This is a genomic window from Pseudomonas sp. GCM10022186 (assembly GCF_042656385.1).
GTDB lineage: Bacteria > Pseudomonadota > Gammaproteobacteria > Pseudomonadales > Pseudomonadaceae > Metapseudomonas.
In genome coordinates this window covers 38753-61040 of sequence record NZ_JBHSOU010000066.1, presented here as the reverse complement: position 1 = coordinate 61040, position 22288 = coordinate 38753, and the positions used below count along the sequence as shown (strand labels likewise).

The 22288-nt window shown below is 66.5% G+C and carries 20 protein-coding genes; 5 read left to right on the top strand and 15 right to left on the bottom strand.

Features of this window, described 5'->3' with window-relative positions; genetic code table 11:
• Nucleotides 1-196 precede the first annotated feature (196 nt).
• From murB to ACFPU0_RS23485, 8 genes are all read right to left on the bottom strand, one after another.
• Complete coding sequence (gene murB / locus ACFPU0_RS23520) at nt 197-1216, bottom strand: UDP-N-acetylmuramate dehydrogenase (protein ID WP_377695703.1); 1020 nt, start codon at nt 1214-1216, stop codon at nt 197-199.
• Nucleotides 1213-1677 carry a low molecular weight protein-tyrosine-phosphatase gene (locus ACFPU0_RS23515; protein ID WP_377695702.1) on the bottom strand — a complete coding sequence of 155 codons (465 nt, stop codon included), beginning with the start codon at nt 1675-1677 and terminating at the stop codon, nt 1213-1215. Before ACFPU0_RS23515 ends, murB begins: the two co-directional genes overlap by 4 nt.
• On the bottom strand, nt 1677-2441 hold the full coding sequence (gene kdsB / locus ACFPU0_RS23510; protein ID WP_377695701.1) for a 3-deoxy-manno-octulosonate cytidylyltransferase: 765 nt from the start codon (nt 2439-2441) through the stop codon (nt 1677-1679). The genes ACFPU0_RS23515 and kdsB overlap by 1 nt, the downstream gene beginning before the upstream one ends.
• Entirely contained in the window at nt 2438-2623 is a 186-nt protein-coding gene (locus ACFPU0_RS23505) for a Trm112 family protein (protein ID WP_377695700.1), read from the bottom strand. Before ACFPU0_RS23505 ends, kdsB begins: the two co-directional genes overlap by 4 nt.
• Nucleotides 2624-2661: 38 nt before the next feature.
• Nucleotides 2662-3666: a tetraacyldisaccharide 4'-kinase gene (gene lpxK / locus ACFPU0_RS23500; protein WP_377695699.1), complete on the bottom strand. Its 1005-nt coding sequence runs from the start codon at nt 3664-3666 to the stop codon at nt 2662-2664.
• Nucleotides 3666-4112, bottom strand: a complete 447-nt coding sequence (locus ACFPU0_RS23495; protein ID WP_377695698.1) for an ExbD/TolR family protein — start codon at nt 4110-4112, stop codon at nt 3666-3668. Before ACFPU0_RS23495 ends, lpxK begins: the two co-directional genes overlap by 1 nt.
• Nucleotides 4109-4744, bottom strand: coding sequence for a MotA/TolQ/ExbB proton channel family protein (locus ACFPU0_RS23490; protein ID WP_377695697.1), 636 nt, complete (start codon nt 4742-4744; stop codon nt 4109-4111). The genes ACFPU0_RS23495 and ACFPU0_RS23490 overlap by 4 nt, the downstream gene beginning before the upstream one ends.
• Before the next feature lie 72 nt (nt 4745-4816).
• Entirely contained in the window at nt 4817-7042 is a 2226-nt protein-coding gene (locus tag ACFPU0_RS23485; protein WP_377695929.1) for a DNA internalization-related competence protein ComEC/Rec2, read from the bottom strand.
• 170 nt (nt 7043-7212) lie between these two features.
• On the opposite strand from ACFPU0_RS23485, the gene ACFPU0_RS23480 reads away from it, so the two are divergent.
• Complete coding sequence (locus ACFPU0_RS23480; RefSeq protein ID WP_377695696.1) at nt 7213-7740, top strand: DUF2062 domain-containing protein; 528 nt, start codon at nt 7213-7215, stop codon at nt 7738-7740.
• 50 nt (nt 7741-7790) lie between these two features.
• Here the strand turns inward: ACFPU0_RS23480 and ACFPU0_RS23475 are convergent, their stop codons facing one another.
• The 3 genes from ACFPU0_RS23475 to ACFPU0_RS23465 are packed head-to-tail and all read right to left on the bottom strand — an operon-like array spanning nt 7791 to nt 10963.
• Nucleotides 7791-9035 (bottom strand): lipoprotein-releasing ABC transporter permease subunit, encoded by a 1245-nt coding sequence (locus ACFPU0_RS23475; protein ID WP_377695695.1) that lies wholly within the window; start codon nt 9033-9035, stop codon nt 7791-7793.
• Between the two features lies 1 nt (nt 9036).
• Entirely contained in the window at nt 9037-9720 is a 684-nt protein-coding gene (gene lolD, locus ACFPU0_RS23470; protein ID WP_377695694.1) for a lipoprotein-releasing ABC transporter ATP-binding protein LolD, read from the bottom strand.
• Nucleotides 9713-10963, bottom strand: coding sequence for a lipoprotein-releasing ABC transporter permease subunit (locus ACFPU0_RS23465; protein ID WP_377695693.1), 1251 nt, complete (start codon nt 10961-10963; stop codon nt 9713-9715). The genes lolD and ACFPU0_RS23465 overlap by 8 nt, the downstream gene beginning before the upstream one ends.
• Nucleotides 10964-11132: 169 nt before the next feature.
• Here ACFPU0_RS23465 and ACFPU0_RS23460 point away from each other — a divergent pair, with 169 nt between their 5' ends.
• The 3 genes from ACFPU0_RS23460 to ACFPU0_RS23450 are packed head-to-tail and all read left to right on the top strand — an operon-like array spanning nt 11133 to nt 12740.
• Nucleotides 11133-11717 carry a PilZ domain-containing protein gene (locus ACFPU0_RS23460; protein ID WP_377695692.1) on the top strand — a complete coding sequence of 195 codons (585 nt, stop codon included), beginning with the start codon at nt 11133-11135 and terminating at the stop codon, nt 11715-11717.
• 10 nt (nt 11718-11727) lie between these two features.
• Entirely contained in the window at nt 11728-12024 is a 297-nt protein-coding gene (locus tag ACFPU0_RS23455; protein WP_377695691.1) for a phosphodiesterase, read from the top strand.
• Nucleotides 12021-12740, top strand: coding sequence for a glycerophosphodiester phosphodiesterase (locus ACFPU0_RS23450; RefSeq protein WP_377695690.1), 720 nt, complete (start codon nt 12021-12023; stop codon nt 12738-12740). The genes ACFPU0_RS23455 and ACFPU0_RS23450 overlap by 4 nt, the downstream gene beginning before the upstream one ends.
• A gap of 247 nt (nt 12741-12987) precedes the next feature.
• Here ACFPU0_RS23450 and sthA read toward each other — a convergent pair whose 3' ends face one another.
• From sthA to ACFPU0_RS23430, 4 genes are all read right to left on the bottom strand, one after another.
• Entirely contained in the window at nt 12988-14382 is a 1395-nt protein-coding gene (sthA, locus tag ACFPU0_RS23445; RefSeq protein WP_377695689.1) for a Si-specific NAD(P)(+) transhydrogenase, read from the bottom strand.
• A gap of 246 nt (nt 14383-14628) precedes the next feature.
• Nucleotides 14629-15549, bottom strand: coding sequence for an FAD:protein FMN transferase (locus tag ACFPU0_RS23440; protein WP_377695928.1), 921 nt, complete (start codon nt 15547-15549; stop codon nt 14629-14631).
• A gap of 188 nt (nt 15550-15737) precedes the next feature.
• Nucleotides 15738-17135 carry an amino acid permease gene (locus tag ACFPU0_RS23435; protein ID WP_377695688.1) on the bottom strand — a complete coding sequence of 466 codons (1398 nt, stop codon included), beginning with the start codon at nt 17133-17135 and terminating at the stop codon, nt 15738-15740.
• A gap of 93 nt (nt 17136-17228) precedes the next feature.
• Nucleotides 17229-18695 carry a glyceraldehyde-3-phosphate dehydrogenase gene (locus tag ACFPU0_RS23430; RefSeq protein WP_377695927.1) on the bottom strand — a complete coding sequence of 489 codons (1467 nt, stop codon included), beginning with the start codon at nt 18693-18695 and terminating at the stop codon, nt 17229-17231.
• A gap of 137 nt (nt 18696-18832) precedes the next feature.
• Between ACFPU0_RS23430 and mfd the strand changes: the two genes are divergently transcribed.
• The gene (gene mfd / locus ACFPU0_RS23425; protein WP_377695687.1) at nt 18833-22273 is read left to right on the top strand and encodes a transcription-repair coupling factor; all 3441 of its coding nucleotides are present in this window, start codon (nt 18833-18835) and stop codon (nt 22271-22273) included.
• Nucleotides 22274-22288 lie beyond the last annotated feature (15 nt).

The window sequence follows — 22288 nt, the reverse complement described above, 5'->3', positions numbered from 1 at the left end:
TTCTAGCAACACTTAACGCAGACATAGCCAATTCATTCGCCAAGCAGGCCGAAGGTCTGCCATCGGGAGATTGCAGGGGGCAGCTTCGCCGCCCTTGGCGAATGAATTCGCCCCTACAACGAAGGCCTCGCCCCCAACCGGCCATCACCAAAAACCGGCCATCAGGCCGGTTCTCGCTTCCTCTGACGAATCCCGATCAAATCAGATTCGGCTCCATCTCCAGCTCAACCCCGAACTTCGCCACGATATCCGCACGGATGCGCTGGGCCAGCTCATGGAGCTGGCTGCCGGTGGCGGCGCCGTAGTTCACCAGCACCAGGGCCTGCAGCCGATGCACGCCGGCATCGCCGTCACGGAAGCCCTTCCAGCCTGCGCGCTCGATCAGCCAGCCGGCGGCCAGCTTCACCAGGCCATCGCCCTGGGGATAGGCCACCAGATCGGGATATTGGGACTTGAGCCGCTCCGCCAGCGCGACGCTGACCAGGGGGTTCTTGAAGAAGCTGCCGGCGTTGCCCAGCTCCATCGGGTCCGGCAGTTTCTCGCTGCGGATGGAGCAGACGGCGCGGCTGACGTCCTTCGGCGTAGGCGCCTCGATACCTTCGTCGCGCAGACGCTGACGCACCGGGCCATAGTCCAGATGCAGCTGTGCGGCGCGGCTGAGATTGAAGCGCACCCGCAGGATCAGCCAGCGACCGGCATCGCGCTTGAACAGGCTGTCGCGGTAGGCGAACCGGCAGTCCTCCAGGCCGAACTCGCGCAGCTCGCCGGTTTCCCGGTCGAGGGCGGTGAGGCCCGCGAACACGTCCTTGAGCTCGACGCCATAGGCGCCGATGTTCTGCATGGGCGCGGCACCCACGGTGCCGGGGATCAGGCTGAGGTTCTCCAGGCCGCCCAGCCCCTGCTCCAGGGTCCAGAGCACCAGGGGATGCCAGGGTTCGCCCGCTTCGGCCTCCAGCACGACCTTCACGCCATCGTCGGCCAGCAGACGAATGCCGCGGCTGGCCATGCGCAGCACCAGGGCGTCCACATCACGGGTCAGCAGCAGGTTGCTGCCACCGCCTATCACCAGCAGCGGCAGGCTACGATCGGCGGCCAGGACAAGTGCCTCGCGCACCTCGACGTCATCCCGGGCTTCGGCGAACAGCCGCGCCTTCACGTCCACGCCGAAGGTGTTGTAGGGCTTGAGGGACAGGTTTTCCTGCAGGACCAGACTCACAACCGCCCCTTGATTTCCAGGATCAGCGCATCACAGGCCTGCTCCACCAGGTCGAGCACCGCCTCGAAGCCCTGTTCACCACCGTAGTAGGGATCGGGCACCTCATCCAGGGCCAGTTGGTAGCGGCGCAGGAACAGGTCCAGCTCGGCGGCGGCCACGGCAGGGCGCAGCCGGCGCAGGTGGGCCAGGTTGCTTTCGTCCATCGCCAGGATCAGGTCGAAACGGCCGAAGTCGTCGACGGCCACCTGGCGCGCCCGCAGCTGCGAAAGGTCGTAGCCACGGCGCTGGGCAGCCACCCGGGTACGGGCGTCCGGGGCCTTGCCCACGTGCCAGTCGCCGGTGCCGGCGGAATCCACCAGCACCGCCCCTTCCAGGCCCGCGTCACGCAGCTTGTGCCGCAGCACGCCTTCGGCGGTGGGCGAACGGCAGATGTTGCCGAGGCAAACGAAAAGGACTCGCATCAGGCCCCCAGCAGGCGCCGGACGCGCTCGAGATCTTCCGGGGTATCGACACCGGCAGGCGGCGCTTCCAGGGCGTCGGCCACATGGATGCGCACGCCATGCCAGAGCGCGCGCAGCTGCTCCAGGCACTCGGTATTCTCCAGCCAGCATGGGCCCCAGGCGACGAAGTCGTGGAGGAAGCCGGCGCGGTAGGCATAGATGCCGATATGGCGGCGATAGGGCACGTCCGCCGGGAGCTGTTCGCGGCTGACCGCAAACGCATCGCGGGCCCAGGGCAAGGGTGCGCGGCTGAAGGTCAGGGCCAGGCCATTCCGATCGGCGGCCACTTTCACCACGTTGGGGTTGAACAGCGCCTGGACCTCCCGGATCGGCTCGGCCAGGGTGGCGATGCCGGCTTCCGGATGGGTCGCGAGGTTCACCGCCACCTGGTCGATGATGGCCGGCGGGATCAGCGGCTCGTCGCCCTGCACGTTGACCACTATGGCGTCACTGGCCAGGCCCAGCTGGCTGGCCACCTCGGCCAGGCGGTCGGTACCGGAGTTGTGATCCGCGCGGGTCAGCAGCACCTCGGCGCCGAACGCCTGGCAGGCCTCGACTATGCGCGCATCGTCGGTGGCCACCACCACACGCTGGGCGGCGCTGCGGCGCGCCTGCTCCCAGACGTGCTGGACCATCGGCTTGCCGGCGATGTCCTGCAGGGGCTTGCCCGGCAGGCGGGTGGAGGCGTATCGGGCAGGAATGACGACGGTGAAGGCCTGGGTCATTTGTCCAGGCGCTCGTCGACGTTCAGGGTACGGGCCTCGCCTTCCAGCATCACCGGGATGCCGTCGCGCACCGGGAAGGCCAGGGCATCGGCCCGGCAGATGAGTTCGCTCTTGTCATCGGCCAGCTTCAGCGGGCCCTTGCACAGGGGACAGGCGAGAATATCGAGGAGTTTCGGGTCCATGGGAAATCCTTGGGACGTCGGCCCGGGGGCCACGTAGGTTAGAAGCGGTCAGGCAGCAGGCGGGCCAGCTGCCCGTCGAACCAGGCGACGAAGGCCGACGACGGCACGGCATCCACCGCCAGGTACCACCAGTCAGCAGCCGCGAAGGCCCGGCACTTCACCGCGTCCTTCTCGGTCATGACCACCGGCAGCTGCGGCGTGAAGCTGAGAGCCTCCCGGTCGTATACCGCGTGATCGGCGAAGGGGTGCGGAATCGGCCGCCAGTTTAGCGCCTCCAGGGTTCTGAAGAAACGTTGCGGGTTGCCGATGCCGGCCACCGCGTGGATCTCCTGCCCCGCCGGGAAACGCTGCAAGCCGGCGCGCTCGCCGCTCTGCAGGTTGACCAGCGCGCTCGGTCGCAGGGTGAAGGCGAAGCCTTCGTCGGAATCGCTTTCAGCGCCGTTGCGCAGGACCGCATCCACCGAGTCCAGGCGCTCCGGCGGCTCGCGCAGCGGGCCGGCCGGCAGGCAGCGGCGATTGCCCAGGCCGCGGGCGGCGTCGATCAGCACCAGCTCCAGGTCACGCCCCAGGCGGTAATGCTGCAGGCCGTCGTCGCTGAGGATCAGGTCCAGCTCCTCCTGCGCCAGCAGGGCCTGCACCGCGCGGGAACGGTCCGGGTCGATCATCAGCGGCACGCCGCTGCGCTGGACGATCAGCAGTGGCTCGTCGCCGGCCTGTTCGGCGGGCTGTTCGGCACGCACCCGCCAGGGTAGCTGCGGCGGCTTGGCGCCGTAGCCGCGGCTGACCACCCCCACGCGCAATCCGCGCGCGCGGCAATGCTCGATCAGCCAGAGAATCATGGGTGTCTTGCCGGTGCCGCCGACGGTGATATTGCCGACCACGATCAAGGGAACCGGCGGGCGGAAGCTGTCGCCCTGCCCCGCCAGGAAGGCGGCGCGCTTGCGCTCGGCCACCCGCCGGTAGAGCCATTCCAGCGGCCCCAGCAGGCCGAGGGCCGGGTGGCCCCGGTACCAGGCATCCAGCAGGCGGTCGGAGAAGGCCATCAGGGTTGCTTGGCCGCGTCGGCCTCGACGGTCGTCATGCGCAGATGGCTGAAGCCCAGCTTGCCGGCGGCATCCATGGCGGTGACCACCGACTGGTGGGTGGTACGGGCGTCGGCGGTGATGACCAGCGGCAGGCTGTTGTCGCCTTCCGACTCGCGGCCCAGGGCGGCGATCAGGGTCGCCAGGTCGCTCTTCACCAGGCTCTGGCCATTGAGCGAGTACTGGCCGTCGGCGGCGATGGCGAGCTCCAGGCTCTTGAGCTGGGTTTCCTCGGGCGGGGTACCGCTCACGGCCTCGGGCAGCTCGATCTTCAGCTGGCTGGGCTTGCTGAAGGTGGTGGTCACCACGAAGAACAGCAGCAACACGAAGATCACGTCGATCAACGATGTGAGGTTGAGGAACACCTCTTCGCGGGCGACATTGCCCGCCCGGCGGCGGAACTTCACGCTTTGCCTTCCTCTACGAAGTCGACTTCGCGATCACCCTGGACCACTTCCACCAGCTTGATCGCCTCCTGCTCCATGGCCACCACCAGCTCGTCGACGCGACGCAGCAGATAGCGATGGAAGAACACCGCCGGAATGGCCACGATCAGGCCGGCCGCAGTGGTCACCAGCGCCTTGGCGATACCGCCGGCGAGTATCGGCGCATTGGCCATGCCGTTTTCCATGAAGCCGCCGAAGATGTCGATCATGCCGAACACGGTGCCCAGCAGGCCCAGCAACGGCGCCATGGCGGCGATGGTGCCGAGGGCGTTGAGATAACGCTCCAGCTCATGGATGACCCGGCTGGCGGCTTCCTCGATGCATTCCTTCATGATGTCGCGGCCATGCTTGGAGTTGGCCAGGCCAGCGGCAAGCACCTCTCCCAGGGGCGACGAAGCACGCAGCTCCTTGAGCTTCTGGCCGCTCAGCTGCTTGTCCTTGATCTGGCGCCAGACCTGACCCAGCAGGTGGGGCGGCGAGACCCGGCTGATACGCAAGGTCCAGAGGCGCTCGGCAATGATCGCAGTGGCGGCGATGGAACACAGAATGATCGGCAGCATCATCCAGCCACCGGCTTTGACCAACTCCCACACGGTAGGAAATCCCCTTCAAAAAAGTGGCGCCACTCTAGCACAGGGTCAGACCCGCGCCGACCGGCGCCGTTCTCATTTTTCCCTCCAGAACACGGACTTTTCCCGTTCTTTTTCAACCTCGCCATGGGCACCGAGACGCACCAGCAGGGCCCCCTCCCGGGCCGTATCGTGAATCTCCGCCGGCACGGCGCGGATGCGCGAAACGACCAACGGATGCGGATGCCCGAAGGCATTCTGGTGGCCACGCGATATCAGCACCTGCTGCGGCGCCACGGCACGGAGGAAGAAGCCGGTGGTGGAGGTGCGACTGCCATGGTGCCCCGCCACCAGCCAGCGTGCCGCCAGCGGCTGGCCACTGGCGATCCAGGCCGCTTCGCCACGGGCGCCCAGGTCCCCACTGAGCAGGATACGTTCGCCATTGGCCTCGACGGCCAGCGCGCAGGAGCTCTCATTGCTGTCGCCGGGCCAGGGCCGGTGCCAGACGAGAAACTTCACCCCGTCCCAGGTCCAGGCCTCTCCGGCCGTGCACGGCGCCGCGCCCAGCGCTCCCGCCAGACTGTCGGGCTCGCCGCCGAGTACCCGTTCGACCTCCAGCCCCCGGCTGACCGCCAGGGCGCCACCGGCATGATCGGCATGGGCATGGCTGATCAGCATCAGGTCCAGTCGTGTCACCCCCAGGCCACGCAGGACCGGCACCACCACCCGTTCGCCGATATCGAAGTCGCCCTGGCGCGGCCCGGCATCGTAGAGCAGCGCGTGCTCGCGGGTGCGCACCAGGATGGACAGGCCCTGCCCCACATCCAGCACGCGGATTTCCGCCTGGCCGGGTGCGGGACGCTGCAGGGGTGGGAACAGCATCGGCAGCAGCAGCGCCAGGCCCAGGGTGCGCAACGGCAAGCCGGCCGGCGCGACCAGCAGCAGGGTTCCCAGGGCACCCAGCAACCAGGCCCAAAAGGGCACCTCGGCCGGTATCCAGGCCGGCAGGCGTGCCGCCGCCCAGGCCAGCACCTGGAACAGCAGCTCCAGGGCACCTCCGCCCAGCCAGAGCAGGGTTTCGCCGAGCATGGGAACAGGCAGCGACAAGGTACCCAGCAGGCCGAGCGGCAGCACCACCAGGCTGACCCAGGGCACCGCCAGCAGATTGGCCAGGGGCCCGCTGAGGCTGATCGGCAAGGCCAGGGCCAGCAGCAATGGCGCCAGCCCCAGGCCCATGACCCACTGGGCGCGCCACCAGGTCCACCACCAGCGCCAGGCGCCCAGGCGGCCGGCGAAGGCCAGGATCAGCAGCCCGACCGCACCGAACGACAGCCAGAAGCCCGGCTGCAAGACCACCAGAGGCTCGGCCAGCGTCACCGCGCAGAGTGCGACCAGCAAGGGCAGGAAGAAACCCAGGTGGCGAAAGCGCAGGCGCCAGAGCAGCACCACCGCGATCATCACGCAGGCGCGCTGCACCGGTACATCGAAACCCGCGAGCAGCCCGTAGCCCAGGCCACCCGCGAAAGCCAGGGCGCAGGCACACGGCAGCCAGGGCAGGCGCCGGGGCCAGAAGCCGAAACGCGCCAGGGCGGCCACCAGGCCATAGAGCACGCCGGCGAACAGCGTGATGTGCTGGCCGGAGATCACCATCAGGTGAGTGGTGCCGGTGTCCTGCAGCAGACGCCAGTCCCGCTCCTGCAGCCCGGAACCGTCTCCCAGCACCAGCGCGGCGAGCCCTCCCGCGCGGCCATGGGCCTCCACCTGCAACAAGCGCTGGCGCAGGCCGTCGCGCCAGGCGGCAAGCCCCGTGGCCGCCTGCAGGCGCTCGCCAGCCTTCACCGACCCGGTCGCGCCTATCCGCCGCGACAGCAGCCAGGCCTCGTAATCGAAGGTGGCCGGGTTGACCAGGCCGCGGGGGCGCTTGAGCCTGACCGCGAGACGCCAGCGCTCCCCGGCCAGGACCGGCGGACCATCGCGCCAGGACAGGCGCAGGCGTGTCGGCAGCGGCGCACGCCGGGCGCCGAGGTCTTCCAGCTCGAAACGGACCACGCCGCCGGCCGCGGCCGGCAGCCCCACTACCCTGCCCTCCAGCCAGCGCACCTGGCCGTCCAGTTCCGGGGCCAGCCGGTCGTCCAGCGCCCACTGGGCACTCAGGCAGGCCCAGCCGAGGCCGATCAGGAACAGCCCCAGGCGCCAGGCACGCCCCCTGAGCAACAGGAGCCCGAGCAGCAACTGGGCGGCCAGCCACCAGACCGGTGGCAAGGCCGGCATCCAGCGCAATAGAAGAAGACCCGCCGCGAGTGCGGACAGGCCCGATAACATGGGCATTTCAATCCCCTTCCCTGGGGCGGAAACCAGGATGGGCCGCTGCTCCGCACCCTGCCGGCCGTCCTGGCCGACCCCGCCCATTAATCCGCCGACACAAAGTGACCCGGCGCTGTCATTTCCATCTGTGCATAATACCCGGCGCTTTCGTCCGCCAGAGACCGCCCATGCCGCGTCGCATCTTCAAACGCTACATGCCGAATCCGGACACCATCAGGGAACACAAGTCCCTGCGTTTTCTCGGCAAACTGATCCATGACCCCAACCTCTGGCACCTCAATCGCCATTCGGTCGCCCGCGCCATGGCCATGGGCCTGTTCGCCGCCTTCGTGCCCATTCCCATGCAGATGCTGCTGGCCGCCGCCCTGGCCATCATGGTCCGCGCCAACCTGCCGATCTCGGTCGGCCTGGTGTGGCTGACCAACCCCATCACCATGCCGCCGGTGTTCTACTGCACCTACAAGATGGGCGCCTGGATCATGCAGATATCCCCCCGCGCCCTACCCGACGAACTGACCTGGCAATGGATCACCCAGGAACTTTCCACCCTCTGGCAGCCATTCCTCCTAGGCTCGCTGGTCTGCGGCGTGCTGGTGGGCGCCCTGGCCTACATGCTGACCATGCTCTACTGGCGCTGGTGGGTCGGCCACAGTTGGCGCAAGCGCCAGAAAGCACGGCGGGAAGTCAGCCGCTGAAATGAAGAACGCCGCATTCGATGCGGCGTTTTCATGTGCGGGAAGGCCTCCTATTCGTAGCGCAGGGCCTCGGCCGGCTGGGTCTGCGCTGCACGCCAGGCCGGATAGATAGTGGCGAGGAAGCTCAGGACCAGGGCCGCCACGCAGATCAGCAGCACATCGCCCATCTGCAGCTCGGACGGCAGGTAGCTGACGAAATAGACGTCGGAGCTGAAGATCTGCCGGCCGCTGGCGCGTTCCAGGGCGGCGATCCACTGGCTGACGTTGAGCGCAGAGATGATGCCCAGCACGGTGCCCAGCAGGGTGCCGATGGTACCGATCACGCTGCCCTGGACCATGAACACAGCCATGATCTGCCGCGGGGTGGCGCCCAGGGTACGGAGGATGGCGATGTCCGCGCGCTTGTCGGCCACCACCATGATCAGGGTGGCGATGATATTGAAGGCGGCCACCGCGACGATCAGCAGCAAAAGCAGGCCGATCATGGTCTTCTCCATCTTCATCGCACTGAACAGGCTGCCCTGGGTATGGGTCCAGTCCTCGGCGCGGTAGCCCTGGCCGAGTTCGGCGGCGATCTGCTGCGATACCTCGGGCGCCAGGTAAAGGTCCTTCAGGGCGATGCGCACGCTCTGCACCTGGCCCTCCTTCAGGCGCTGGATGGCCGAGGCATCGGCGATGTTGATCAGCGCCAGGGAGCTGTCCAGCTCGGCGCCGACCTTGAACACGCCCACCACGTTCAGGCGCTGCATGCGCGGGGTGATGCCGCCCGGCGCACTGCTCACCTCGGGCACGATCAGGGTCAGCTTGTCGCCGACATTCAGGCGGAAGCGCCGCGCGGTGATCTCGCCGATGACGATGCCGGACTCGCCCGGCTTCAGGTCGTCCAGATCGCCCTGCACCATGTGCTTGCCGATGATGGACACCCTGGTCTCTTGCTGCGGGTCGATGCCATTGATCTGCACCGGCTGCATCACGCCCCGGTGGGAGAGCATCCCTTCCAGCTCGGCAAAGGGTACCGCACCCACCACCTCCGGGTGTTTCAGTGCGGCATCCGCCACACGGCGCCAGTCATCCAGGGGCTGCTCGGCGCTCAGGGTGGCGTGGGACACCATGCCGAGGATGCGCGAGCGCATTTCCTTCTGGAAGCCGTTCATCACCGAGAGCACCACGATCATGGCCAGCACCCCCAGGGCCAGGCCGATCATCGAGGTCAGCGAAATGAAGGAGATGTAATGGTTGCGGCGCTTGGCGCGGGTATAGCGCGTGCCGATGAAGATCGGGAGAGGTCTGAACATCTCAGGCAGCCACCAGTCGGCCTTCTTCCAGGCGCAGCACGCGGTCCATCTGGCCGGCCAGCTGCGGGTCGTGGGTCACCACCAGGAAGGCGGTACGCAGGGAGCGGCTGAGCTCCAGGATCAACTCCTGGATGCTATGGGCGGTGTGCTGGTCGAGGTTGCCGGTGGGCTCGTCGAGCAGCACCAGGGCCGGGTTGTTGACCAGGGCACGGGCGATGGCCACGCGCTGGCGCTCGCCGCCGGACAGTTCCGCCGGCTTGTGCGACAGGCGATGGCCCAGGCCCACGCGCTCCAGCAGCGCGCTGGCCCGCTGGCGCGCCTCGCCGATGGCGGTGCGGCCGATCAGCAGCGGCATGCAGACGTTCTCCAGGGCGGTGAACTCGGGCAGCAAGTGATGGAACTGGTAGACGAAGCCCAGGGCGCGGTTGCGCAGCAGGCCGCGGGCGGTTTCGCTGAGGGCCGACAGCTCCTCGCCGGCCAGCCAGACGCTGCCCCTGCTCGGGGTGTCCAGGCCGCCCAGCATGTTCAGCAGGGTGCTCTTGCCGGAGCCGGAGCTGCCGACGATCGCCACTCGCTCGCCCGGATGTAGTTCCAGCTCGACGCTGGACAGCACCTGGACGGTCTGCGGACCTTCCTCGTAGCTCTTGCTCAGGTTGCGGCAACTCAGGACAGCCTTGTTACTCATAGCGCAAAGCCTCTGCTGGCTGGGTGCGCGCGGCACGCCAGGCGGGGTAAAGGGTGGCGAGGAAGCTCAGGACCAGCGCGGCCGAACAGACCAGCACCACGTCCTCGGCCATCAGCTGGGACGGCAGGTAGTCGATGAAATAGACGTCGGCATTGAGGAACTTGTGCCCCAGGAGGCGTTCCAGCAGGGCGATGGCGTCGCTCACGTTGAGTGCGGCGAGGATGCCCAGCATGCCGCCGATCAGGGTGCCGACCACGCCGATCACCGTGCCCTGGACCATGAAGATGCCCATGATCTGTTTCGGCGTCGCACCCAGGGTACGGAGGATGGCGATGTCACCGCGCTTGTCGGTCACCACCATCACCAGGGTGGAGATGATATTGAAGGCGGCCACGGCCACGATCAGCAGCAGGAGCAGGCCGATCATGGCCTTTTCCATCTTGATCGCCTGGTAGAGGTTGCCGTGGGTGCGGGTCCAGTCGCGGGCGTAGAAGTCCTCGCCCTTGAGCTCGCCGGCGACCTGCCAGGCCACCTGGGGCGCCTGGAACAGGTCATTCAGCTTCAGGCGCAGGCCCTGCACCTGGTCGGGCTGCCAGCGCTTGAGGCGGGCGACGTCGGAGAGGTTGGCGATGGCCAGGAAGCCATCCAGTTCGCCGGCGCCCACGTGGAAGACGCCGACCACGGTGAAGCGCTTCATGCGCGGAAAGACGCCGGCCGGGGTCACGGCCACTTCCGGCAGCACGAAGGTCACCTTGTCACCCAGGCCGACGCCGAGCCTGCTGGCGGCACGGTCGCCGATGACGATGCCGAATTCGCCAGCCTTGAGATCCGCCAGGCTGCCCTGGCGGAAGAAGGCGCCAATGATGGAGACCTTGGCCTCTTCCACCGGGTCCACCGCATTGACCAGCACCTTCTGCACCTTGCCGTCGGCGGTCAGCAGGCCCTGGACCTGGGTATAGGGCGCCACGGCCGTCACCTCGGCATGGCGGGCCACGCCCTGGGCCAGCTTGCGCCAGTCGTTGATGGGCACTGCGGATTCCACCGTGGCATGGGGCACCATGCCCAGCACACGGGTACGCATCTCATGGTCGAAGCCATTCATGACCGACAGCACCAGGATCATCACCAGCACGCCCAGGGCGAGGCCGATCATCGAAGTCAGGGAAATGAAGGAGACGAAGTAGCTGCGGCGCTTGGCGCGCGTGTAGCGGGCGCCTATGTACAGGGACAGCGGTCTGAACATGGAAATGGAGTTCGCTGGCGAAAGAAGGGACGTCCTTGTGGCGAGGCTTGGCGAGCAGCGTTTACACTCAAATTCCGTTCATGATCTGCAGCAAAGCCATGCGGCGCTGCAAACGGGCTCGCGAGATACGGAACAGCTCTTCGACAACCACTGCTGCCATGGGTTCGCCATGTCGACACGAGACGCGGATGACCGCCGCGAATACTACCGCATCGAAGATTCGATCGCACTGGAAATTCACCCGCTGAAACAGGGCGAAACAGCTGACGAAGGCAGCAGCGACAGCCCCTCCCGGCTGTTCGGCCTGCTCAGCGAACTGCACCTGATGGACTTCGAATCCCAGCACCTGTTGCGGCACATCCACGAGCGTGACCGCACCCTGGCCAGCTACCTCAAGGTCATCAACAAGCGTATCGACCTGCTCGGCCAGGCGCTCGCCCAGAGCCTGCTGCGCGACATTGGTCCGGCCCGCCAGGTCACTCTGTCCGAAGGCGGCATCGCCTTCGGCAGCCCGCACCCCATCGAGCCGGGCAGCCACCTGGCGATCAGGATGGTGCTGATGCCCCAGGCACTCGGCCTTGCGCTGCGCGCCGTGGTGGTCCACAACCAGCTGCGCGAGGATGGCCAGTTCGAAATCGGCACCGAATTCGAATCCCTCACCGATGCCCAGCGCCAGTTGCTGGCACGGCATATCCTGCAGAAGCAGGCCCAGCAGCGACGCCTGGCCCGCGAACGCTCCTCCCCTTCCAGCTGAGACCTTACGCATGATGCGCCCCGGCCTGCTGCTGACCTGCCTGCTCCTCGCGCTGCCTGCCAGCGCTGAAACAATCGAGATCCCGGTTGGCACCCAGGGCGACCAGGGCCTTGCACTGCCGGCCCGGGGCGAAAGCCAGCGCATCGTGCTGGAACGCTTCGGCCGCCCCGACAAGGAACATCCCGCGGTGGGCAAGCCGCCCATCAGCCGCTGGGATTACCGCGAATTCTCGGTCTATTTCGAAAGCGGACGGGTCGTCGACAGCGTCCGCCACCACCAACCCAGAGCACCAAGGGAATACAAGTGACCCTGATCTACGGCCATCGAGGCGCAAAGGGCGAATGCCCGGAAAACACCCTGGCCAGCTTCCGGCAATGCCTGTCACATGGCGTGAAGCGTTGCGAGCTGGACCTGCACCTGTCCCGCGACGGCGAGCTGATGGTGATCCACGACCCCAGCCTGAAGCGCACCACCGGCCGGCGCGGCAAGGTGGCGGAGCACGATGCCGAGGAACTGGTGACCTATGACGCCCGCCTGGGCGGCCCGGGCTGGCACCAGCCCTGCCCCATCCCCCGCCTGGCGACCCTGTTCGAGCACTGCGACTTCGAGCACTGGCAGCTGGAAGTGAAGAGCGCATCGAGGCTACGCGCCGCCCGTACCGTACTGGCGATCCAGGAACTGGCCGAACGCCATGGACTGATGGACAAGGTCACCGTCACCTCCAGCTCGCGGGAAGTCCTGCGCGCGCTGAACCGGCTGACGCCGAAGCTGTCCCGTGGCCTGGTGGCGGAGTACGCCTGGCTCGATCCGCTCAAGGTGGCCAAGCACCACGGCTGCAACCTGCTGGCCCTGAACTGGACCCTTTGCACGCCGGAGCGCCTGCTGCGGGCACAGAAGGAAGGGCTGCACGTCTCGGTGTGGACGGTGAATGAGCCGGCCCTGATGCGCCGGCTCGCCGATTTCGGCGTGGACAGCATCATCACCGACTTCCCCGGCCTGGCGGCCAATACCCTGCAACGCTGACCACGGCGCTGAAGGTGGAAATCCACTTCGTGGATTTCCACCCTACGAAGTGCCAACCAATCCGTAGGGTGGATAGCGCTTTTCTATCCACCATCGCCCCCTGCAGGGCAAAGAAAAACCGGCCACGAGGGCCGGTCTTTCATTCAAGGATGGCCTGATCAGAAGCTCTCCCGGTTCGGCCAGCGCCATGGGCGCGGATCGCCGAAAGGGTCCTCCCCGGCCGGTTCAGGCGCCCGGCCGGTGCCGCTCAAAAAAGCCGGTTGAGGCCATCGAACGCGGCGACCCGGTAGGCTTCCGCCATGGTCGGGTAGTTGAAGGTGGTGTTGACGAAATACTTGATGGTATTCGCCTCGCCCTTCTGGTTCATGATCGCCTGGCCGATGTGCACGATTTCCGAGGCCTGGTAGCCGAAGCAGTGCACGCCGAGGATCTCCAGGGTTTCGCGATGGAAGAGGATCTTCAGCATGCCCACCGGCTCGCTGGAAATCTGCGCGCGGGCCATGCCCTTGAAGAATGCCTTGCCCACTTCGTAGGGGATCTTCGCCTGGGTGAGTTCGCGCTCGTTCTTGCCGATGGAGCTGATCTCCGGAATGGTGTAGATGCCGGTCGGCACGTCATCGACGAAGCGCCAGCTGTCGTTCTCCACCGCGCTGCCGGCGGCCGAGCGGCCCTGGTCGGCAGCGGCACTGGCCAGGCTGGGCCAGCCGATCACGTCGCCGGCGGCGAAGATGTTGCTGACCTCGGTGCGGTAGTACTGGTCGACGTTGATCTGGCCACGGCTGTTGACCTTGATGCCGATGTTCTCCAGCCCCAGCTTGTCGGTGTTGCCGGTACGGCCGTTGCACCACAGCAGGCAGTCGGCCTTGATCTTCTTGCCGGACTTCAGGTGCAGGATCACCCCGTTCTCCAGGCCTTCGATGCGCTCGTACTCCTCGTTGTGGCGGATCAGCACGTTGTTGTTGCGCAGGTGGTAGCTGAGGGCGTCGGAAATCTCGTCGTCGAGGAAGCTGAGCAGCTGGTCGCGGTTGTCGATCAGGTCCACCAGCACACCCAGGCCGCTGAAGATCGAGGCGTACTCGGAGCCGATCACGCCGGCTCCGTAGATGATGATGCGGCGCGGCGTGTGGGTCAGGCTGAGGATGGTGTCGCTGTCGTAGATGCGCGGATGGTTGAAGTCGACGTCCGCCGGGCGGTAGGGGCGCGAGCCGGTGGCGACGATGACCTGCTTGGCCACCAGCTTTTCCACCACACCGCTGGTGCAGACCACTTCCACGGTCTGCTCGTCGGAGAAACTGGCGGTGCCGAAGAACACGTCGACGCGATTGCGTGCATAGAAGCCCGTACGCGAGGCGACCTGCTTGGAGATCACCCGCTCGGCGCTCTTCAGCACATCGGGGAAGGAGAACCAGCGCGGCTCGCCGATCTGGCGGAACAGCGGGTTGGTGTTGTACTGCATGATCTGCCGTACCGAGTGGCGCAGGGCCTTGGACGGGATGGTGCCCAGGTGGGTGCAGTTGCCGCCGACCAGCGGGCGGTTGTCCACCACCGCCACCTTGCGGCCGGCCTTCGCGGCGTTCATCGCCGCGCCTTCACCCGCCGGGCCGGAACCCAGCACCACTACGTCGTAGTTGTAGACAGCCATGCTTACTCCTCATAACGGGCCGGGGCGCCCTCTGGCGCCCCCGGCAAGGTCCGCGGCAACCGACGCCGCGGCAATCGAATCCTGTCTCGGCGATCCCGGGCGGGACCTTGAACTGGCGTGCAGCTTAGCCGAGCCGCTTGGCGCTGCACATTAGCGCTTGGTCGCGTCGTAGGCGAGCGTTGATTCCACTACATCGCCTCCTGCAGCACTGCCGCGCATTCCTGACGGTCGCCGCCAAGGTCATGCTCATTGCTCCACTGGGTCGAACAGCTCGCGGAAGCGGCTGCTGCCATGACTGGCGAAGCCCCGCCCCTCACGCGTGACGAAGAAGGCGGCGATACCGTGGCGTTCAGCATAGGCCCTGCCCGCCTCGGGCCCCAGCACCATCAGCAGGGTGGACAGGCCGTCCGCGCGCAACGTCGACGGGTCCACCACGGTCACCGCCGCCAGGTTGTGGCGGATGGGCGCGCCCGTCTTCGGGTCCAGGGTGTGGGAGTAGCGCAGGCCGTTCTTTTCGAAATAGTTGCGATAGTCTCCGGAGGTGGAAACGCCGAGCCCATCCAGCCGGATGATCTTCTGCGCCACCTGGCGGTCGTCCCGCGGCGCCTCGATGGCGATGCGCCAGGGCGCGCCATCGGGCTTGCGGCCGAAGGCCTTGAGTTCGCCGGTGATCTCCACCAGGGCGCTGGTGACGCCCAGCTCGCCCAGGCGCGCCGAGACGCGGTCCACCGCATGGCCGGCGGCGATGCTGTTGAAGTCCAGCTGCACAGCCGCGTCCTTGCACAGTTCCTGCCCGCGAATACGCAAGTGCCGTTGCCCCACACCCGCCATCGCCGCGGCGATGGCTTCGGCGCCAGGCACCTGGTCGCCACGGGACTGGGGACCGAAGCCCCAGAGATTCAGCAGCGGTTCGAGGGTGATATCGAATGCACCGCCGCTGTCTTGCGACAGCTCGCCGGCAAAGCCCACCAACTCCAGCATCGGCGCCGGCAACGCCATGCAGCTGCCGGCCGGCAAGGCGTTGAAACCCTCCACCGTGGAATCGGCGCGGTAGGTGGACAGCTGCCGGTCGACCTCGGCGAGGATGCCCTCCACTTCGCCACGCACCTGCGCCACCGAGGGACCGGACGCGTGACGTAGGTACTTCACCGAGTAGCTGCTGCCCATGGTGGGGCCACCGAACTGCTCCAGGCGGTCGCCGCAGCCGGCCAGCAACAGGCTGGCCGGAAGCACGAGTACCAACCCCCAGGACCTGGCAGCGCTCACTATCGACAGGCCATCCATGTATTCCTCGGACGCGATGGAATCCGTTGCCGCAAATGGAAACGGGAGCCCCTGGCTCCCGTTTTCCGTCCTTACTGCGCGGTCGCCCGCTGGGCGGAGCGCTTGAAGTAGTAGCAGACGGCGATCAGCCCCAGCCAGAAAGGAATGGCGTAGACCGACACGTTGATGCCCGGGATCATCAGCATCACCCCCAGGATCAGCGCGACGAACGCCAGGCAGAGGTAATTGCCGATGGGATACCAGAGCGCCTTGAAGAACGGCTGGATGCCCTGGGCATCCAGGCTCTTGCGGAACTTCAGGTGGGACAGGCTGATCATCGCCCAGTTGATCACCAGGGCCGCCACCACCAACGCCATCAGCAACTCCAGGGCCTTCTGCGGCGCGAGGTAGTTGACCACCACGCAGAGCATGGTGACCAGCGCGGAAAGGCCGATGGCCAGTACCGGCACACCGCGATCGTCCACCTTCATCAGCGCCTTGGGCGCATCGCCCTGCTCCGCCAGGCCGTAGAGCATCCGGCTGTTGGCATAGACGCCGCTGTTGTAGACCGACAGGGCCGCCGTCAGCACCACGAAGTTGAGAATGTGCGCCGCCACGTCGCTGCCGATCAGCGAGAAGATCTGCACGAAGGGGCTGCCGCTGTAGGGATCGCCCGCGGCGCCCAGGGTTTCCAGCAGCTTGTCCCAGGGGTAGAGCATCAGCAGCACGCTGAGGGCACCGATGTAGAAGATCAGGATGCGGTAGATCACCTGGTTGATCGCCTTGGGGATCACCTTCTTCGGCTCGCTGGCCTCGGCGGCGGTGATGCCCACCAGCTCCAGGCCGCCGAAGGAGAACATGATGATGGCCAGCACCATCACCAGGCCTTCGAGTCCGTTGGGGAAGAAGCCACCGTGGCTCCAGAGATTGTCGACCGCTGCCTGCGGGCCGCCTTCGCCGCTGACCAGCAGATAGATGCCGAGGACGATCATGCCGATGATGGCGACCACCTTGATCAGCGCGAACCAGAACTCCGCTTCGCCGAAGGCCTTCACATTGGCCAGGTTGATCAGGTTGATCAGCACGAAGAAGGCTGCAGCCGAGACCCAGGTGGGCACTTCAGGCCACCAGAACTGGATGTACTTGCCCACCGCCGTCAGCTCGGCCATGCCCACCAGGACATAGAGCACCCAGTAGTTCCAGCCGGAGAGGAAACCGGCGTAGCCGCCCCAGTACTTGTGGGCGAAGTGGCTGAAGGAGCCGGCCACCGGTTCCTCGACGATCATTTCGCCGAGCTGGCGCATGATCAGGAAAGCGAAGAAGCCGGCGATGGCGTAGCCGAGAATCATCGATGGCCCCGCCGACTTGAGCACCCCGGCCGAGCCCAGGAACAGGCCGGTACCGATGGCGCCGCCCAGCGCGATAAGCTGGATGTGGCGGTTCTTCAGGCCCCTTTTGAGCGGCCCCTGGTGAAGGTGATGTCCTTCCATCTGGGAAATCCCCAAGCGATTCTTGTTATCCGATTACAGACGTAAAAACGAAAAACGGGAGCCCGAGAGCTCCCGTTTTTCACAGGTCACGACTTAGTGCGGAAAGGACGGCGGGTTGACCCCGGCCATGTCTTCCATCACACGAACCACCTGGCAGCTGTAACCGAACTCGTTGTCGTACCAGACGTACAGGACGACGCGGTTGTCGTTGCAGATGGTGGCTTCGGCGTCCACCACACCGGCGTGGCGGGAACCGACGAAGTCAGAGGACACCACTTCCTGGGAGGAGACGTAGTCGATCTGCTTGTGCAGGTCCGAGTGCATGGCCGCGTTGCGCAGGTACTCGTTGATCTCGTCGCGGGTGGTGGCCTTCTCCAGGTTCAGGTTGAGGATGGCCATGGAGACGTTCGGCGTCGGTACGCGGATGGCGTTGCCGGTCAGCTTGCCTTTCAGCACCGGCAGGGCCTTGGCGGCGGCGGTGGCGGCACCGGTCTCGGTGATCACCATGTTCAGCGGAGCGCTGCGGCCGCGGCGGCTGCCCTTGTGGAAGTTGTCGATCAGGTTCTGGTCGTTGGTGTACGAGTGAACGGTTTCGACGTGGCCGTTGATGATGCCGAACTGATCGTTGACCGCTTTCAGCACCGGCACGATGGCGTTGGTGGTGCAGGAAGCCGCGGAGACGATCTTGTCGTCAGCGGTGATGTCGCCGTGGTTGATGCCGTGGACGATGTTCTTCAGCGCGCCCTTGCCCGGTGCGGTCAGGACCACGCGATCGATACCCGGGCACTTCAGGTGCTGGCCCAGGCCTTCGGCGTCGCGCCACTTGCCGGTGTTGTCCACCAGCAGGGCGTTCTTGATGCCGTAGGCGGTGTAGTCGATCGAGGCCGGATCGTTGGAGTAGATCACCTGGATCAGGTTGCCGTTGGCGGTCAGGGTGTTGTTTTCTTCGTCGATGACGATGGTGCCGTCGAACGGACCGTGCACGGAGTCGCGGCGCAGCAGGCTGGCGCGCTTGACCAGGTCGTTCTCGGCGCCTTTGCGCACGACGATGGCGCGCAGGCGCAGGCCGTCGCCACCACCGGTCTTCTCGATCAGGATGCGCGCCAGCAGGCGGCCGATACGGCCGAAGCCATAGAGGACGACGTCGGTGCCTTCACGGGGGGCGCCGTTCTGCTTGCCGACCACATCGGCCAGTTCGTCCTTGGTGAACTGCTCGATGCTGCGGCCGTTACCTTCGGCCTTGAACTTGGCGACCATCTTGCCCAGGTCCACCGAGGCGGCGCCCAGCTTGAGCTCGCTCATGGCCTTGAGGATGGGGAAGGTCTCGTGGACCGACAGCTCGGCCTCGTCGGCAAGGCGGTGGCGCGCGAAGCGGTGGGCCTTGAGGATGGCAATCACGGAGCGGTTGATCAGGCCACGGCCATAGATCGAAGTCACAACGTTGTTGTTGCGATAGAGCTGGCCAATCATCGGAATCATGGCTTCCGCGAGGGCTTCACGATCGATCCATTCACCGAGACACTGGTCGGGCTTCTGAGTCACGGGCAGTACCTTCCACATGTAGGGGATGAAAAAAGGGGCTACATTATGACGGCGCACGCAGACGCCGGCAATCAGCAGCAGCCTCAACACTGACATCCGCTAGTCGGGATAGTTACAATCCGCCGATCTTTTTTCCGACCGGAGCCCCTCTGCCCGTGTCCGTACTGCGCCTCCCGCCCCTGCCCTCCGCCGCTGGCAAGCAGCAATGGGGCAATCTCCCCGGTGCCGCCCTGAGCCTGGCCATCGCCGAAGCCGCCAGCGCCGGCAAGGGTTTCACCCTGCTGCTCACCGCCGACAGCCAGACTGCCGAGCGCCTGGAACAGGAACTGGGCTTCTTCGCCCCGGACCTGGACGTCCTGCACTTTCCCGACTGGGAAACCCTGCCCTACGACCTCTTCTCGCCGCACCAGGACATCATTTCCCAGCGTGTCGACAGCCTTTACCGGTTGCCCGAGGTCAAGCGCGGCGTGCTGGTGGTGCCCATCACCACCGCCCTGCACCGCCTGGCGCCGACCCGCTTCCTGCTGGGTTCGAGCCTGGTGCTGGACGTCGGCCAGAAGCTCGACGTGGAGCAGATGCGCCTGCGCCTGGAGGCGGCGGGCTACCGCTGCGTGGATACGGTCTACGAACACGGCGAGTTCGCCGTGCGCGGCGCGCTGATCGACCTCTTTCCCATGGGCAGCGAGCTGCCCTACCGCATCGACCTGTTCGACGACGAGATCGAGACCCTGCGCACCTTCGACCCGGAAACCCAGCGCTCGGTGGACAAGGTGGAATCGATCCGCCTGCTGCCGGCCCGCGAGTTCCCGCTGGACAAGAAGGCCGTCACCGACTTCCGCGGGCGCTTCCGCGAGCGCTTCGACGTCGACTTCCGCCGCTGCCCCATCTATCAGGACCTGACCAGCGGCATCACCCCGGCCGGCATCGAGTACTACCTGCCGCTGTTCTTCGAACAGACCGCCACCCTCTTCGACTACCTGCCGGCGGACACCCAGGTGTTCTCCCTGCCGGGCATCGAGCAGGCCGCCGAGCAGTTCTGGACCGACGTGCGCAACCGCTATGAGGAACGCCGCGTCGACCCGGAACGCCCGCTGGTGCCGCCCGTCGAGCTGTTCCTGCCGGTGGAGGATTGCTTCGCCCGCCTCAAGGGCTCGCCGCGCCTGGTGCTGAGCCAGGAAGACATCGAGCCGGGCGTCGGCCGCGAACGTTTTTCCGCCCGCGCCCTGCCCGACCTCGCCATCCAGGCCAAGGCCACCGAGCCCATGGCCGCCCTGCGCCGCTTCATCGAGGAGTTCCCCGGCCGCGTGCTGTTCAGCGCCGAGTCCGCCGGGCGCCGCGAGGTGCTGCTGGAAATGCTCGCCCGCCTCAAGCTGCGCCCGCAGGAAGTCGAGGGCTGGCCGGCGTTCATCGCCAGCGCCGAGCGCCTGGCCATTACCATCGCCCCCCTGGACGAAGGCCTGCTGCTGGATGACCCGGGGCTGGCGCTGATCGCCGAAAGTCCGCTGTTCGGCCAGCGCGTGATGCAGCGCCGCCGCCGCGAACGCCGTGGCGATGCCGGCGACAACGTGATCAAGAACCTCGCCGAACTGCGCGAGGGCGCCCCCGTGGTGCACATCGACCACGGGGTCGGCCGCTACCTGGGCCTGATCACCCTGGAGATCGACGGCCAGGCCGCCGAGTTCCTCGCCCTGCAGTACGCCGAGGAAGCCAAGCTCTACGTGCCGGTGGCCAGCCTGCACCTGATCGCCCGCTACACCGGCAGCGACGACGCCCTGGCGCCGCTGCATCGCCTCGGTTCGGAAACCTGGCAGAAGGCCAAGCGCAAGGCCGCCGAGCAGGTGCGCGACGTCGCCGCCGAGCTGCTGGACGTCTATGCCCGCCGCGCCGCCCGCGAAGGCTATGCGTTCAAGGACCCGAAGGCCGACTATGCCACCTTCGCCGCCGGCTTCCCCTTCGAGGAAACCCCGGACCAGCAGACCGCCATCGAGGCCGTGCTGGCCGACATGCTGGCACCCAAGCCCATGGACCGCCTGGTCTGCGGCGACGTCGGCTTCGGCAAGACCGAAGTGGCCATGCGCGCGGCCTTCGTCGCGGTGCACAGCGGCAAGCAGGTCGCCGTGCTGGTGCCCACCACCCTGCTCGCCCAGCAGCACTACAACAGCTTCCGCGACCGCTTCGCCGACTGGCCGGTGAGCGTGGAAGTGATGAGCCGCTTCAAGTCGGCCAAGGAAGTGGAAGGCGCGGCGCAGCAACTGGCCGAAGGCAAGATCGACATCATCATCGGCACCCACAAGCTGCTGCAGGACGATGTGCGCTTCAAGAACCTGGGCCTGGCCATCATCGACGAGGAACACCGCTTCGGCGTACGCCAGAAGGAACAGCTGAAATCCCTGCGCAGCGAGGTGGACATCCTCACCCTCACCGCCACGCCCATCCCGCGCACCCTGAACATGGCCGTGGCGGGCATGCGCGACCTGTCCATCATCGCGACGCCGCCGGCGCGCCGGCTGTCGGTGCGCACCTTCGTGATGGAGCGGCAGAAGACCGCGATCAAGGAAGCCCTGCTGCGCGAGCTGCTGCGCGGTGGCCAGGTCTACTACCTGCACAACGAGGTAGCGACCATCGAGAAATGCGCCGCCGAGCTGGCCGAACTGGTGCCGGAGGCGCGCATCGCCGTCGGCCACGGGCAGATGCGCGAACGCGAACTCGAACAGGTGATGAGCGACTTCTACCACAAGCGCTTCAACGTGCTGGTGGCCTCTACCATCATCGAGACCGGCATCGACGTGCCCAGCGCCAACACCATAGTCATCGAGCGCGCCGACAAGTTCGGCCTGGCCCAGCTGCACCAGTTGCGCGGCCGGGTCGGCCGTAGCCACCACCAGGCCTACGCCTACCTGCTGACGCCGCCGCGCAAGCAGATGACCCCGGACGCCGAGAAGCGCCTGGAGGCCATCGCCAATGCCCAGGACCTGGGGGCCGGCTTCGTGCTGGCCACCCACGACCTGGAGATCCGCGGCGCCGGCGAACTGCTGGGCGAAGGCCAGAGCGGCCAGATCCAGGCCGTCGGCTTCACCCTCTATATGGAAATGCTCGAACGGGCGGTGAAGGCCATCCGCAAGGGCGAGCAGCCCAACCTGGAGCAGCCGCTGGGCGGCGGGCCGGAAATCAACCTGCGGGTTCCGGCGCTGATTCCCGAGGACTACCTGCCGGACGTGCATGCGCGGCTGATCCTCTACAAGCGCATCGCCTCGGCCGCCGACGAGGACGGCCTGAAGGAACTGCAGGTGGAGATGATCGACCGCTTCGGCCTGCTGCCCGAGCCCACCAAGAGCCTGGTGCGCCTGACCCTGCTCAAGCTGCAGGCGGAGAAGCTCGGCATCCGCAAGGTGGATGCCGGCCCCCAGGGCGGCCGCATCGAGTTCGCCGCCGACACCTGCGTCGACCCGCTGGTGCTGATCAAGCTGATCCAGGGCCAGCCCAAGCGCTACAAGTTCGAAGGCGCCACCCAGTTCAAGTTCCAGGTGCCCATGGAACGCCCGGAAGAACGCTTCAACACCCTTGAAGCGCTGTTCGAACGCCTGACCCCGCAGTAGTCTGCGGAAATGTCT